We start from the raw sequence: 15,071 nt of genomic DNA, 5'->3' as shown, positions 1-15,071 counted from the left end.
GCACATGGCAGCCAAGCAGAAGAATTACGCCACAGAGACGTTTACGAACCCGGAGAGGATTCGTAACTTCTGCATCATTGCCCACATTGACCACGGCAAGTCCACCTTGGCGGACCGCATTCTGCAGATGTCGGGCGTGGTTGAGGATCGCGATATGCGCGACCAGTACCTCGACAACATGGACATCGAGCGCGAACGTGGCATCACCATTAAGGCACAGAACGTGCGCCTGCCCTGGGTGCCGAAGACCGGCGCGCACGCGGGCGAAGAGCTGGTGATGCACCTGATCGACACGCCCGGCCACGTGGACTTCACCTACGAGGTCTCCCGCGCCCTCGAGGCGTGTGAGGGCTGCATTCTGCTGGTCGACGCGGCGCAGGGGATTGAGGCGCAGACGCTGGCGAACCTTTACTTGGCGATGGAAAACGACCTGGAAATCATCCCGGTGCTGAATAAGATTGACCTGCCCGCGGCGGATCCGGAGAAGTATTCCCTGGAGCTCGCCCACATCATCGGCTGTGAGCCGGAGGACGTGCTTAGGGTATCCGGAAAAACTGGTGAGGGCGTGCCCGAGCTGCTGGACAGGGTCTGCGAGCTGGTGCCAGCGCCCGTTGGCGATGCAGATGCGCCTGCCCGCGCGATGATCTTCGACAGTGTCTACGACATCTACCGCGGCGTGGTGACCTACGTGCGCATGATGGACGGCAAGCTGGAATCCCGCCAGAAGATCCAGATGATGAGCACCGGCGCGACCCACGAGACGCTAGAGATCGGCGTGGTCTCCCCGGAGCCGACGAAGACCAAGGGCCTGGGCGTGGGTGAGGTCGGTTACATCATCACCGGTGTAAAGGATGTCCGCCAATCTAAGGTCGGTGACACGATTACCTGGGCGACCAACGGTGCCGAGGTGCCGCTGAAGGGCTACCAGGAGCCGACCCCGATGGTGTACTCCGGCCTGTTTCCGATCAGCGCCGACCAGTACCCGGACCTGCGCGAGGCCATTGAGAAGCTGCAGCTTAACGATGCCTCCCTGACCTTCGAACCCGAGACCTCCGTGGCTCTGGGCTTTGGCTTCCGCTGTGGCTTCCTGGGCCTGCTACACATGGAAATCACCCGCACGCGCCTGGAGCGTGAGTTTGGCCTGGATCTGATCTCCACCGCGCCGTCCGTGGTCTACCGCGTGGTCAAGGAGGATGGCACCGAGGTGCACGTCCGCAACCCCTCGGACTGGCCGGGTGGCAAGATGCGCGAGGTCTACGAGCCGATCGTGAAGATGACCGTGATCGTACCCTCGGAATTCCTGGGCTCCACGATGGAACTGTGCCAGTCGAAGCGCGGCCAAATGGGCGGCATGGACTATCTGTCCGAGGACCGCGTGGAGCTGCGCTACACCATGCCTCTGGGTGAGATCATCTTTGATTTCTTCGACCAGCTGAAGTCCCGCACCAAGGGCTATGCGTCGTTGAACTACGAGGAGGCCGGCGAGCAACTGGCCGACCTGGTGAAGGTGGACATCCTGCTGCAGGGCGATCCCGTGGATGCGTTCAGCGCCATCGTGCACCGCGACAACGCGCACTGGTACGGCAACAAGATGACGGTGAAGCTGAAGGAGCTGATCCCGCGCCAGCAGTTCGAGGTGCCGGTGCAGGCCGCCATCGGTTCCAAGATTATCGCCCGCGAGAATATCCGCGCTCTGCGCAAGGACGTTCTGTCCAAGTGCTACGGCGGCGACGTCTCGCGTAAGCGCAAGCTGCTGGAAAAGCAGAAGGAAGGCAAGAAGCGCATGAAGGCCATCGGTTCGGTCTCTGTGCCGCAGGAGGCCTTCGTCGCTGCTCTGTCTACCGACGCCGATTAGGTTTATTGACACCGACTAGGCTCAGTCCAGCTGCCGTACCGCCGCGGCCAGGCGGTTCAGCTCGTTGAGGGAGAGATCTTCGTCCTCATGCGCATTGCAATAATCCAGCAGGGTGTATCCGGTGAGCTGTAGCTGGTTGTGCTTAGCCCATAATTGCCGCGCATAGGTGGAGTTGTTGTTAATCATCTTCATCATGTGCTTGCGTTCGCTGAGCAGCTCGAACTGCAGATCACGGCGTGCGTAGAGCGCGCGATTTGGCGGGGTGATCAGCACAGCGCCCAGCAGGGCACCCATGGCCGCTTCGCAGTGGCCTACGAGGCGGCGGTGATAGTGGGCGTCCGACGTAGTGCGCCAGAGCCACAGGAAGATAAACGAGCAGATAACCGCAACGCACACCTCGGCCAGGCGATCGACGACGACGTCGCCGAGCGGGCGCTCCAGGGAGTTGCCCATCATCAGCGCCATGGGGGTGGTGAAGATGACGGTGAACGCGTAGTTCTTGGCGATGAAGAACTCAGCGGCGAATTGGCAGACGGCCAGCAAGAACAGCAGGGGGAGGCCGCTGATCTGGAAAGCATGGGCGATGGCGAACAGGCCAATGCCCAGCACGGATCCTAGGAGTCGGTGGAGGCCGCGGATGGTGCCGGGGACTTTCTCCGGGCCCCACTGCAGGATCAGCAGAGCGGTAATCACACCCCAGTCAGGGCGGTCTAGCCCCAGCCAGATGGTGAGGGCGCAGGAGGTCAGGCTGGCCAGCACCACCTTTTCCATGCTGAGCTCCGCATGGCTGTGGATGTTGAGCGAACGGCCGAAGCGGTATTTCACAGATGGCTGGTGGTGTGGGATGGCAATGCGGGTGGGGTCGACCATGCCGTTGGTATCGGAGAAGTCTTCGTCCGTATCCACGTAGCCTGTGCGGGCACTGATGGCCATCAACTGTTGGCGGGCTTGCTGTACCTGCACCACCAGGTCGCGCTGCGATTCCCGGATCACCTTGCCCGCGGAGACAATGCCCGCGCCCATCAGCGCCGACCAGGCCTCGGAAAGGGAGGTTCGGGCGAGGTAGTAGTTGCCAGGGGTCGGGTCTTGGTCGAAATCCGCCACCGCGCTGTTGAGCGTACGGATGGCCTGCTGCTCTGGGCCGTGAGGATTGAATAGGGCAGGGAACATGCCCACGATCACGGCGACGAACGCACCAAACAAACTCCAGCCGCCAATGGCCAGGGGGTTTAGGTCGCTGCGGGCAATCATCGTTGCGCCGCCGGAGACCATGACAATGAAGAATCCGCCCGGTGGTGGCAAGCGCAGTGCGTTCTGAGTGTAGGTGAACACGCCCGAAAGGAAGGTACAGTACAGGCCCGCGATCATCAGCCACCAGTGCGAGCCACCGGAATCCAGGTGCTCCCACATCATCTTGCCCAGCCACGCGGCGATGGTGGGGCAGGCGGCCAGCAAGACGGCGGAGAATGCCATCACCTTCAGGCGTATGCGGTACGGCAGGTTACCGCCGTAAATGACGGTGAACGCGCCACCGGCGACTAGCAACATCGCATCGGTGTGGCCTAGTGACCAGGCGATAGTGCCGGGAATCAGCAGTGACAGTGCCGCGCGCAGTCCACCAGCCCAACCCGACGCCTTCGAGTTGAAGGTAGTGAACAGTTCCCACGCACTCGGGCGCTGGGGGATGGGGAATTCCGCGGGGTTACGCGGGGGCTTTGGGGATAGCGGTGATGGCGAGGAGGGCTGCTTGTATGGGCTGGCTTGGCTCACTGTGTCTTTGGTTTTCCTCGTATACGTCGGCGAAATAGGGCATTCAAGGGACAATCAAAGAGGCAGTCCCTTGGGGACATTCACAGTGTAGTCCCCGAAATCGAACGATGAGCTGTGGGTTGTCCCGTGCCGTGCCTACACTGAGATCCATGAGTTACAAGGAACCGCAGCGCCCGGGCGAAACGGATTATCTTGTTGGTTGGATGCCGGACGAGAATCCGACCGATGGCTACCTTGCGCGTTCATCCGACGAGCAAGATATGGAAACCCGTCGCATTCGATTGGCTAAGTATCGTCCGAACGCTGCAAAGAAAATCGCGGCGTGGCTGGCGTTGATCCTGGGTGTGATGATGCTCTTCGGGATTTTTCTCGGCTCCATGGAAGAAGCAAGTGGGGGACTAAAAGTTCTGCTTGCCGTGCTGTACTTCCTCATCTTTGCCGGTCCGGCGCTGTTTTGGATGTATGCGAACAACCGCGATACCAAGGCGGTTCGGCAGTGGGCGGCCACGGAATCCGACTACCGGGACGTATGGGAATCCTTCGACCCGGCAACGAAGTCTATCTTCGCGCGACCGTCTATGGCTGACGAGCTGCCTCTGCTGCCGAAGCGCCCCTGGCTGTGGATCTGGATCGCGGAGTTTGCGGTTATCGCCACCGCCGGCACGTTGACCCCTGCCTAGCGTTCGCCTTATCCGCGCAGGGCGCGAGGGGGAGTCCTACTGGGGAGTGGCGATTGTGAGGTAGTCGGACCACTTCTTTTGCTTCAGAGTGAAGCCTGCCCCAAAGTCGTAATCGTTCGATTTGCCTACCTGACACGATAGAGTGCTGCCGTCCGAGCCCACGTAGCAGTCCATCGCATGAGTATCACCGGAATCGGGGGCAGTGACCGTGATACTCGCACGGGGTATAGCCGTAACGTTAGGGTCGCTAGATCTATAGACGTAGGTGGGCTTCAATGCCGCTGCATAAATCACATCGGCGAACTCGCATGACGTACGCAGCGGAACGCTGATCTCAGCGCCATTCGCGGTGACCCCGCAGTCATTTCGTGGGTAAGCAGATCCCCCGTTGGAAGAGGAACGTTTGCGTTTGCCTCGCGTCGGCTCAGCTGCGCGATTGTTGCTTTCTGCGGCAGAGTTGTGACCGGAACCGTGGTTTGAAGCCGGTGGGGTGGGGTTGGGGCCGTTTTTCTTGGAGGGCTTAGTGGTCTTTTCGGTATCCTCCTTTCTGTTGGTCGCCTGGTTGGTGGATTCCTGCTGAGCTGACGCGTTAGCGGAGCTGTCGGCGGCATCGGAATCGTTGGAATCTTCAGATCCGCAGGCGCTTAACCCCATCGCGGCGACGGTGAGCAGGGCTAGGGCAGACGAGCGCTTCATTAAAAACATCCTTAGCTAATGGGAAGTTTCGCATTAATGAAGAAGCCTACTGCCTCCGCTAGTCGTTCACAGTCAGAACGACCTTTCCCAGCGCGTGGCCCGACTCGACTTCCTCGTAGCCCTCGGCGGCGGCGCTGAAGGGCAGCTCCCTGCCGATCACCGGGCGCATCGCGCCCTCCGCGACCAAGCGGGCGAGTTCCGCGAAGCGTTCCTCGGTACGGATCCGAGTGATGCCGCTTCCACCCAGGCGGGCAGCAAGCTGCTTGTCTGCGGCGCTGCGTATCGCACCCTCCGGTGCAAGATGTGCCAGCCCTTCCAGAACCTCGCCGCCGACCAGATCCAGGATGCCGTCTACCGGTGGGACGGTGACGTGCGAACCGGTCTTGCCCAGCTCCGCGGTATCCATAAAGCGCGCCCCCAGGCGCTCGACCAGCATCTTTTTACGCGCGCTGGCGATGCCGATGACCTCAATGTCGAAACGCCGCGCCAGTTGCAGGGCATGCGTGCCTACGCCGCCGCCCGCGCCGATCACCAGCAGACGGGCGCCCTCATCCGGCCAGGTTTCCAGGTCGTGCAGTTCTGCCAAAGCGTCGTAGGCGGTCCCGGCAGCCGCGGGGAGGCAGGCCGCATCCGTGGCCTCTACACCGCTGGGGATAGCTGCGGTCGAGGCGGCGTCCAAAAGCACAAAAGAATCACTCGCAGCACCGGTGCCGGAGAAAGCCGAGCCAAAGACGCGATCACCTGGCGAAAAACCGGTAGAGGGATCGGCTTCGACGACGATCCCGGCGGCCTCGCGACCCATCGCCATAGGGAAAGAGACCGGGAAGGAACTCTGGCGCTGGCCGTTGCGCACCTTAATATCGCCGGGATTGAGGCTGATCGCGGTGGGGCGGATCAGCACGCTGCCGGGCTGCCAGGTGTAGTCGGCGACATCGAGGAAACGGGTGACCTCGGGGCCGCCAAAGGAATCGAAGCCGAAAATACGCATGAGCCCCATGGTAGGGGCTCAGAAGAGAGTGAGGGGCTTAGCTCTTGGCGAAGCGGCGCATGAGGAAGGCGAACAGAGCGCCGGAGATGTTGTGCCACACTGCTGCGACCGCACCGGGGATGGCGGCCTCCGGGGCCCAGTACTTGCCAGACATGCCCGAGGCCAGGCCAGCGGATTGCGTGGCAACCTCGATGGCGGTGGTGCGGCACACAGCCGGGGATTCGCCGGTAGCGCGGGCGGCGAAGTAGCCCAGGAGGTAGCCGATGGTGTTGTGGATAATAACGGCGACCAGGACAGTTACGCCGACGTTCATCAGGGTCTCTGAAGACTTAGCCACGGCGGGAAAGACCACACCACCGATGGCGATGATGGACAGCCACGGCAGGACCGGCAGCAGGAACGTGACGATGCGGTCGAAAATCACCCGGATGACCAGGCCGCCGATGACGGGCAGCAGCACGGTCTGAACCAGACTCCACGCCATAGACGTGCCGTCCACCGGGGTTTCCTCGCCCGCCAGCAGCAGCATAATAACCGGGGTGACGATCGGTGAGAGGATCGTGGAGACGGAGGTCATGGTTACAGACAGTGCCACGTCGCCCTTAGCCAAATAGGAGACCACGTTGGAGGTGGTGCCGCCGGGTACGGACCCCAGCATCAGCAGGCCAATCGCGAGCATTGGGTTCAGACCCAGCAGCTTGGCTACGGCCACAGCACCCAGCGGCATGATGACGAACTGGGCAATCACGCCGATGACGATCGGCATGGGGCGCTTGATGACCAGCGCGAAGTCCGGCAACGTCAGGGTCAGACCCATGCACAGCATGATGATGGCGATCATCGTGGAGATGTGTGCTGCCAGGGGAGTGAAGGTGCCCGGGCTGGCCAGTGCCAGGCCTGCGCCGATCAGGATAAACGCGGGAAAGGCCCACACGGCAATGGTTGCGGAACGTTCCTCGGAGGCGTTGGTCTCGGCGGAGCCGGTGGCTGAGGCGCCGCTGTTTTCTGCTCCCTCGTGGGGCGCGTCGTGCTTCTTCTTTTCGGTCGTCATGTGACCATTATATGAGATAGATGTCTCAAAGTATGAAATTCGCAGGTAGTGGACGCAGTGAAAGGGGGTGCCTGGTCAGGCTAGAGTGGGTCTGGACACGCTATGCGGATGCGCTAGCCCCGCCGACCCCGCGACTATAAAGGAGTGACCATGAACCAATCCCGCACGTGGTTTACCAGCGATCTGCACCTCGGCCACCCTTTTGTCGCCGAGCTGCGTGGTTATGGGAGTGGGGAAAACGACGTTGACCGGCATGATGCCACCATCCTCAACAACCTCACGGACGCTCTGAACCCCGGCGACACCTTGTGGGTTCTCGGCGATATTTCCTCCGGCTGGGGTCCGCAGGAAGAACGCGCGCTGGATCTTTTGGCCGAGACCTTCAACGGTCTAGACGTCGCCGTCCACCTCATTTCCGGTAATCACGACACCTGTCACCCGCTGCACGCCAACAGCGCGCAGCGCCAGCGCAGGTTCCTGGAGGTTTTCGATTCCGTGCAGCCTTACCAATGCATCGTCCCGTGGGATCCGGACGGCGACGGGGTGGCTGATAACGAGGATTTGGCGAAGAAGGCCGCCAGCGAGGTTGCCTGGTTGTGCCACTTTCCACGTCCCGGCCAGGATCACGAGGGCATGGAGTCCCGCTACGACACTTTGCGGCTCGACGTACCTTACGTGATCCACGGCCACCTGCACTCCGCCGTCCCCGTCACCGGTCCCGGACAGGTCGATGTTGGCGTGGAGGCCTGGAATCTGCGCCCGGCGCCCTACGAGGACGTGATGGAGCTGCTGTACCGCGACGCGTAGGTTCCTTTTGCGCGTGCATGACCTCATGCTTATGTATATTGATGCTGTGTATTTATCGTCTAGGTCTTTTTCTAGATGACGCCCACTCGTCAGCACACGACAACATCAATAAACGGGACCTGAGGTTATGACGTTCGACTTTTCCCAGTACACCTACCGGCCGCGGCATGCGGCTAAGGATTCTCGCATTTCTCTGGCCAAGGGGGCAGCGACCGCAGCACTGACGGCCACCGTGGGGATGGCAGGCATCGCAGCCCCGGCGACGGCAGCTCCGGCTGGCCCGCCCGCAGGTTCCCAATTGCCGCCCCTGCCGCAGGTTCAATTGCCCCCACCGCCGCAGCTGCCGCCGGTTCCGCAGGCCGTGGAGGATGCGCTGAACAAGTTGGGCATGTCCGCTAACCAGATTCCGGGTTCTTCCGCCCCGCACCGCCCGGCTCCGCACCGTCCGGCTCCGCACCGTGGTGGTTACCAGGTACGCACGATCCACAACGTGCCTGCCCGCACTTCTTTGGCCGTGGTGACCAACAACGGTATTGCGAAGACTCCGAACGCTGACCAGGCCCGCCCCGGCCTGTCCATCGTGAAGCTGTACATGGCCCACTATGTGCTGCGCTACGGCGACCAGAGTAACTCCGACCGCTACCTGGCCGAGCGCATGATCCGCTTCTCCGATGACGGTGCGGCCTCCAAGATCTACCGCAAGTACCCGCGTGCGATCAGCACCATCGCTCGAGATTACGGTCTGCGTAACACTCGCGCGGCTGCGCACTGGGGTAACTCGTACACCTCTGCGACGGATACCGCGCAGTTCCTCCACAAGCTGCGCATCCGGTACCCGCGTTCCCTGGTGTTTCACTGGATGCGCACTGCCGGCGCCGTTGCGGCTGACGGCACCCGCCAGAACTGGGGCACGGTGCACCTGCCGGGTGTCAACGGCACGAAGTGGGGTTGGTCCGATTATGGTCCGCAGACACGGGCCTCGGCCTCCTTCGGAAACGGCTACACCGTGGCGTCCTTCTCCTGGGGCGGCCGCGCTGTGCAGAACGCAGATACCCGTGCAGCGGCGCGCTACCTGCGCTAATGTGAAGTTTCGAAGTCTAGGGTTGCGTACAGCGCTTCCAGATCAGCGCTGGCAGATCATTGACAGTTCAGCCCCCTAGACACCCCCGAGACCAGCTCTAGATCAACTCAAGTTCAACCCCTCGGTTACTTTTCACGGAAAGTTTTTGAATAATGGCACCTCAGGATAACAATCCTTACGGCAACGCTGGCACTGGCGCGGATGGGAAAGATGCCAACGACCCGACCGAATACATGGGTCAGGCCAACGCGTCTCGTTTTTCCGCCCCGAGCGCCGAAAATGATGCTGCACAGGGGGAGGGGAAAAACCCCGAGCCGCCGCAGTACCGTCGTCAGGACGAGCAGAGCACCCAGGTCTTTGGTTCCTCCGGTGCTGGCAACGCCGTAGGCGGCCAGAACGGCAGTCCGTACGGATCGCCCTATGGCCAGCAGGGCAACCAAGATCAGGGCTACGCGCAGGGGTATGGCATGCAGGGCGGGCCCCAAGGTGCTCCTCAGGGGAGCCCCTTTGGTGCCAACGGGCAGCCGGGTGCAGGCCAGCCAGGTTACGGCCAGCCGGGATACGGGCAGCAGGGCTTTGCGCAGCAAGGATACGGTCAGTCCGGTTACGGCCAGCCGGGGCAGGCCGGTCAAGCTTACGGCCAGCCGTTCGGCCAGCCGGGACAGGCCGGCCAGCCGTTCGGCCAGGGTGGCCCCAGTGGCTCACAAGGGCAGGGCGGCAACGGCGGCGTGGCGAAGATCGTCGTCGGTTTGCTGCTGCTCATTGCCCTGGTGGTCGGTGGCGTGCTGATCTACAACGCAGTATCTGGTGATGACGAGGGGGACGATAAGCCCAGCTCCTCGGAGTCCGAGACCACGGATACGACAGGGCAGGAGGAAGAGTCGCAGGATAACGGCGAGGACGAGTCGCCATCCTCTACTCCGAGCTCTACCTCTAACGACCTACCATTACCAACTGATTACAGCTCGCCGTTCGGCACCGATCTGTCCGACCTCGAAGACAGTCTCGACGACAGTCTGAACGACTTGGAGGAGCTGATGAGCAGCCTGAGCGAGGGCCCCATGGAGCCCTCTGGCGTGCCCAGCTACCGCTAGGCCAGAATCTGGCATCCTTCACCGGGTGCCCCCCTAACTCAGACACAAGAAACGCAGACACAAGAAACCCCCAGGTGGACTTAAGACCTGGGGGTTTCTTGCTGACGTTTCAAGAGGAGAATGACCGTTCGTATGTGGATCCTTTCTGTCGACCACTGAGGACTAATCTAAAGGGGCTTCCTGGAAAAAACCTGTGTACGGTCTGCAAGGTCGCTACGCGTTAATTAGGCTTTTCCCGTATACGCCAAATGCCCTGTTCAAAGGCCTATCCGGGGTGTTGTTGTGTGGATATCGGCACGTTGTCGCGGTGGATATCTGGGCGAGGGGATAGGGTATTGCAAGAGCTACACGAGTACGAGTAAGAAAATGGGGTGTGATCCCGCCATGGAAGGCGAAAAGTCTACCGCTACGGCCGTCAGTACGGCCGATAGCTCCGGTACTAGCGAAGCGAACTCTGAAAAGGTCAAGGTTGATCCGATTATCTTCTGGGTCGCCTTTGGCTTCATCGTGGCCTTCGTTGGCTACTCGATCATCTTCAAGGACAAGGCCGCAGACACCCTGAAGCACGGTGCCAACTGGCTACTGGAGAACTTCAACTGGCTTTACATCGGCAGCATCTCGCTGGCGTTCCTGTTCCTCATGGTTTTGTTCGTCTCTCGCTTCGGCCGTATGCGCCTGGGCGTGGAGGGCGAGGAGCCGGCTTTTAGGACCTTGTCTTGGTTCGCGATGCTTTTCGCCGGTGGCTTGGGATCTGTGTTGATGTTCTACGGTGTGGCCGAGCCTATGAACCACGTGGTTAACGTGCCGATGCAGGATGCAGAACCGATGAGCACTGAGGCTATCGGCGAGGCCATGGGCTTCACCCTGTACCACTTCGGCCTTCACATGTGGGTTATCTTCGCACTGCCCGGCCTGGCTCTGGGCTACTTCATCTACAAGCGCCACCTGCCGCCACGCGTATCCAGTATCTTTGCGCCCATCCTCGGCGCCCGTATTTACTCGTGGCCCGGAAAGCTTATTGACGCCCTGTCTATCATCGGCACCGTTTTCGGCATCGCGGTGTCGGTCGGCCTCGGTACGCTGCAGATCAACTCTGGCTTGGCCAAGGTCTTCGGCGCACAGAATGTTGCGTGGGTGCAGATCATCATTCTGGTCGTCATCGTTGCGGCTTCGTCGATCTCGGTATCCACTGGCCTGTCGAAGGGCATTAAGTGGCTGTCCAACATCAACATCCTGGCAGCCACCGGCCTGATGGTTTTCGTCCTGCTGACCGGCCCGACGTTGCTGTTGCTGCGCGGCACGATGGATGCGACCAGCCTCTATGCGGAATACCTGCCGAAGATCATGTTCTGGTCCGACTCCCAGCAGGTAAACCCCGGCTGGCAAGGCAAGTGGACGGTATTCTACTGGGCGTGGACGATCTGTTGGTCCCCGTTCGTCGGCATGTTCGTCGCCCGCATTTCCCGTGGCCGTACCGTGCGTGAGTTCATCGGTGGCGTGCTCCTGCTGCCGACGGCCTTCACCATCGTCTGGTTCGCCGTCTTCGGCTACGCCGGCCTGGATATCGAGAAGAAAGAGCCGGGGGTACTGACCGAGCCGATCGTGGAGCAGGGCGACCCTGCCACGGCGCTGTTCGCCTTCCTGGAGCACTTCCCGTGGACCATGGCCATCAGCATCTTGGCGCTGTTCGTCATCACCATCTTCTTCGTCACCTCCATCGACTCTGCGGCGTTGATTAACGACATGTTCGCCGCCGGTGAAGAGGGCAAGACTCCGCTGATCTACCGCCTACTGTGGTGTGTCATGATCGGCGCGGTCGCCGGCGCGATCCTGATTATGGCCCCCGACTCCGGTATCGACGCACTGCAGCAAACCGTGATTATCATCGGTTTCCCGTTCGTGCTCTTCAACTTCGTGATGATGTACTCGCTTGTCAAGGGCATGAATGACGACTCGGCGGCCCGCCCAGAGCCGCCGAGCCGCCAGTGGGGCAAGACCGACTCTGCAGAGAAGCTGGCCGAGCACGAATCCCGCCCTGCTCCGGGCTACGACAACGAAGGTAACGAGCACGCTCGCTTCGAATACGACGCGGAAGGAAACCTCATCATCCCTGGTAACGTTCGAATCGAAGGCGACCTGGGTGTCGTCGGCGACGTGGACAATGAGGCAGAAAGTTCCCCCGCCCGCCCGATGTATGACCAAGAAGGCGAGTTGATTACAGAAGACCCGTCTGAGGACAAAGATCCCGCTGAGGATAAGGGCGTCGATAAGGAATAAGCCACATTCGCACCGGCAACATCGGTAGGCTGGATCCGGTACGAACTAACCCATAAAAAGGAGTGACCATGGTTCAGCGTGTAGGTGTAATCGGTGCGGGTCTGATGGGATCCGGCATCGCGGAGGTTGCTGCCAAGGCCGGCAGCGACGTGCTGGTGTGGGAAGCAAAGCAGGAGTTCGCCGATGCGGGTAAGGCGCGCATCGAGAAGTCCCTGGAGAAGGCAGTGAGCCGCGGCAAGCTGTCCGAGGAGGATCGCGACGCAGCGCTCGGCCGCCTGACCTTCACCACCAACCTGGAAGACTTCGCGGATCGCGAGATGGTTATGGAGGCCATCATCGAAAACGAGGACATCAAGAAGGATGTCTTCGCCAAGCTGGACGAGATCGTCGAGGACAAGAAGGCGCCGCTATGCTCCAACACGTCCTCCCTGCCGATCCAGACCATCGCCAGCGCCACCAAGAATCCGGGTCGCGTGCTGGGCCTGCACTTCTTCAACCCCGTTCCGGTTCTGCCGCTGGTTGAGGTTATCCCGGCGCTGACCACCGACGAGGACATCGTTGAGGTTGCCCAGACCTATGCCACAGAGAAGCTGGGCAAGCAGGCCATCCGCGCGAAGGATCGCTCCGGCTTTATCGTGAACTTCCTGCTGGTGCCGTACATGCTTTCTGCAGTGCGCATGGTGGAAAACGGCGTGGCAACCCCGGAGGACATCGATACCGGCATGAAGCTGGGCGCCAACCACCCGATGGGCCCGCTGACCCTGGCCGATATGGTTGGCCTGGATACCTGCGCCTTCATCGCGGACGTCATGTACAAGGAGTTCGGCGACCCGAGCTATGCCTGCCCGCCGCTGCTGCGCCGCATGGTTACCGCAGGCCACACCGGCCGCAAGTCCGGCAAGGGGTTTTACGAGTACAATTAATCCCATCACGTTCGTTAAGTAATTTTCGGGCTTTATAACCACAGTCCGGCTTAACGGACGGATCCCAACGAAAGGAAAGGTCACCATATGTCTATCGACGATCTGAAGAACAAGGCAGAGGGCGCCGCAGGCAAGGCCAAGGAGGCCGCTGGCGAGGCTACCGACAACAACGATCTGGCCAACGAGGGTCGTGCGGACCAGACCAAGTCCGACATCAAGGAGAAGGCCAACGAGCTGAAGGACAAGGCTTCCGACGCTGTAAACAAGGTTCTGGGCGACGCTCAGAAGTAAAACTTAAAAAGTTAAAGTCCCGGCTGAATTGATCAGCCGGGACTTTTGCTGTGTGAGGGGGCTCACAGCCACCCTGGGGTAGGGGGCTAGGAGGCTAGGGGACTAAGGAGGCGGGAGCTAGCGGGCTAACCGAAACACAGGCCTCCTGTGAGCCACCAGCTTTAAAGAGCCTGGTCTACCACCGACGCAGCGCGGTCGACGATCTCCAGCGCCCAGTTCAGCTGCTCCTCGGTGGTAATCAGCGGGGGCGCGAAGTGTAGGCGGTGGCCAGACACCATCGGCCAAATGCCAGCCTTCTTCAGCTCCGCACCGAATGCGCCCATGGCCTCGCCGCCCATTGGGGTCTTGGCATCCTGATCGCTCACGAACTCGATAGCCCAGAAGAAGCCCTTGCCGCGGACGTTACCCACGCTTGGGTGGTCCTTTGCAATCTTCTCCATAGCCGGGGCGATCACGCGTTCACCCAATTCAGCAACCTGATCGAAGATCTTCTCCTCGCGGTACACCTTCTGCGCCGCCAGACCCGGAGCAACGGCAAGTGGGTGGCCAGAGTAGGTCAGGCCGCCTGGGTAGGGCTTGTCTGCGAAGCGCTGGTACACGGCCTCGTTCATCATCACGCCACCCAGCGGGGCCATGCCGGAGTTCACGCCCTTGGCGAAGGTAACCAGGTCCGGCTGCAGATCCGCGCCACCGTGCTCGTAGGCGAACATCTTGCCTGTGCGGCCGAAGCCGACCATCACCTCGTCAGCGATGTATAGCGCGCCATGGCGGTCACAGATCTCGCGTACTCCCTGCAGGAAGCCCTCCGGTGGAACAATGATGCCGCTGGAGCCCACAACGGACTCGATCAACACGGCAGCCACGTTGTCCTCGTAAACCAGGGTCTCCTCCAACGACTGCAGAGCGCGAGCGCACTCTTCTTCCTGCGTGGTGGAGTAGAAAGGGCTGCGGTACAAGAACGGGCCCCAGAAGTGCTTCACGTCGCCATCGGTGGTGGGATTGCCGTGGCGGCGGGCCTCGCCTGTGGCCATGATCGCGGAGCCGGTGGCGCCGTGGTAGCTGCGGTACGCGGTCAGTATCTTGGACTTACCGGTGGTCAGGCGAGCCATGCGAATGGCGTGCTCGATGGCGTCTGCGCCACCGTTGGTGAAGAACACGTGGGAGAACTCGCCCTGCGCCTGCTCTACGATCTCCTTGGCCAGCTCGCTGCGTACGTCGTTGGAGAACGCGGGGTTCTGGTTGGTGATGCGGGTGGCCTGCTGCTGAATTGCCTCCACCAGCTTCGGGTGCGCGTGGCCGAGGTTGGCGCTTACCAGCTGGCTGCCCAGGTCCAGGTAGCCGTTGCCCTGGTAGTCGTAGATCCACGGACCTGCAGCGTAGCTCAGTGGCTGCGGGTTGATCTTTTCCTGTGCCGACCAGCTGTGGAACACATAGTTGCTGTCGTTGTCGCGTACCTGCTGCTCTGCGGTTTTCGCTTCCTCGGTGCCCACGCTTACACGGGTGCCGTCGAAAGTAGTGAATTCGGTGATGTTAGGAGGTAATTCAGTCATTCCCCCAG

At 61.1% G+C, this 15,071-nt stretch carries 13 protein-coding genes; 8 read left to right on the top strand and 5 right to left on the bottom strand.

All coding sequences use genetic code 11. From position 1 onward, the window contains the following. Positions 1-4 precede the first annotated feature (4 nt). Complete coding sequence (gene lepA, locus ACKFRT_RS05620; RefSeq protein WP_296215545.1) at positions 5-1,855, top strand: translation elongation factor 4; 1,851 nt, start codon at positions 5-7, stop codon at positions 1,853-1,855. Positions 1,856-1,876: 21 nt separating this feature from the next. Here lepA and ACKFRT_RS05615 read toward each other — a convergent pair whose 3' ends face one another. Next, a complete protein-coding gene (locus ACKFRT_RS05615; protein ID WP_408924642.1) occupies positions 1,877-3,625 on the bottom strand; it encodes an FUSC family protein in 1,749 nt (582 codons plus the stop codon). 149 nt (positions 3,626-3,774) lie between these two features. Here ACKFRT_RS05615 and ACKFRT_RS05610 point away from each other — a divergent pair, with 149 nt between their 5' ends. Beyond that, positions 3,775-4,305 carry a hypothetical protein gene (locus ACKFRT_RS05610; RefSeq protein ID WP_408924641.1) on the top strand — a complete coding sequence of 177 codons (531 nt, stop codon included), beginning with the start codon at positions 3,775-3,777 and terminating at the stop codon, positions 4,303-4,305. A 36-nt stretch (positions 4,306-4,341) separates the two neighbouring features. Here ACKFRT_RS05610 and ACKFRT_RS05605 read toward each other — a convergent pair whose 3' ends face one another. Genes ACKFRT_RS05605 through ACKFRT_RS05595 form a run of 3 tightly spaced genes read right to left on the bottom strand, consistent with a single transcriptional unit; the run spans position 4,342 to position 7,040 of the window. Then, positions 4,342-5,001, bottom strand: coding sequence for a hypothetical protein (locus ACKFRT_RS05605; protein WP_408924640.1), 660 nt, complete (start codon positions 4,999-5,001; stop codon positions 4,342-4,344). Between the two features lie 58 nt (positions 5,002-5,059). Further along, on the bottom strand, positions 5,060-5,989 hold the full coding sequence (locus ACKFRT_RS05600) for an NADP-dependent oxidoreductase (protein ID WP_408924639.1): 930 nt from the start codon (positions 5,987-5,989) through the stop codon (positions 5,060-5,062). Between the two features lie 37 nt (positions 5,990-6,026). Further along, a complete protein-coding gene (locus ACKFRT_RS05595) occupies positions 6,027-7,040 on the bottom strand; it encodes a bile acid:sodium symporter family protein (RefSeq protein WP_408924638.1) in 1,014 nt (337 codons plus the stop codon). Positions 7,041-7,190: 150 nt separating this feature from the next. Between ACKFRT_RS05595 and ACKFRT_RS05590 the strand changes: the two genes are divergently transcribed. The 6 genes from ACKFRT_RS05590 (at position 7,191) to ACKFRT_RS05565 (ending at position 13,513) form a co-directional block, all read left to right on the top strand. Beyond that, positions 7,191-7,847, top strand: coding sequence for a metallophosphoesterase (locus ACKFRT_RS05590; RefSeq protein WP_408924637.1), 657 nt, complete (start codon positions 7,191-7,193; stop codon positions 7,845-7,847). Between the two features lie 127 nt (positions 7,848-7,974). Then, positions 7,975-8,928 carry a hypothetical protein gene (locus tag ACKFRT_RS05585; protein ID WP_408924636.1) on the top strand — a complete coding sequence of 318 codons (954 nt, stop codon included), beginning with the start codon at positions 7,975-7,977 and terminating at the stop codon, positions 8,926-8,928. A gap of 152 nt (positions 8,929-9,080) precedes the next feature. Continuing rightward, complete coding sequence (locus tag ACKFRT_RS05580) at positions 9,081-10,022, top strand: hypothetical protein (protein WP_408924635.1); 942 nt, start codon at positions 9,081-9,083, stop codon at positions 10,020-10,022. 384 nt (positions 10,023-10,406) lie between these two features. After that, positions 10,407-12,299, top strand: a complete 1,893-nt coding sequence (locus ACKFRT_RS05575) for a BCCT family transporter (RefSeq protein WP_408924634.1) — start codon at positions 10,407-10,409, stop codon at positions 12,297-12,299. Positions 12,300-12,367: 68 nt separating this feature from the next. Beyond that, positions 12,368-13,222, top strand: a complete 855-nt coding sequence (locus ACKFRT_RS05570; RefSeq protein ID WP_408924633.1) for a 3-hydroxybutyryl-CoA dehydrogenase — start codon at positions 12,368-12,370, stop codon at positions 13,220-13,222. Positions 13,223-13,315: 93 nt separating this feature from the next. After that, positions 13,316-13,513, top strand: a complete 198-nt coding sequence (locus ACKFRT_RS05565) for a CsbD family protein (RefSeq protein ID WP_296215575.1) — start codon at positions 13,316-13,318, stop codon at positions 13,511-13,513. A 161-nt stretch (positions 13,514-13,674) separates the two neighbouring features. Here ACKFRT_RS05565 and ACKFRT_RS05560 read toward each other — a convergent pair whose 3' ends face one another. Beyond that, positions 13,675-15,063, bottom strand: a complete 1,389-nt coding sequence (locus ACKFRT_RS05560) for an aspartate aminotransferase family protein (RefSeq protein ID WP_296215524.1) — start codon at positions 15,061-15,063, stop codon at positions 13,675-13,677. Between the last annotated feature and the right edge of the window lie 8 nt (positions 15,064-15,071).

The sequence above is a fragment of the Corynebacterium jamesii genome, assembly GCF_046097395.1.
Classification (GTDB): domain Bacteria; phylum Actinomycetota; class Actinomycetes; order Mycobacteriales; family Mycobacteriaceae; genus Corynebacterium.
Note: the sequence above shows the minus strand (reverse complement) of the source record. Positions and strands in the feature narration are given on the sequence as shown.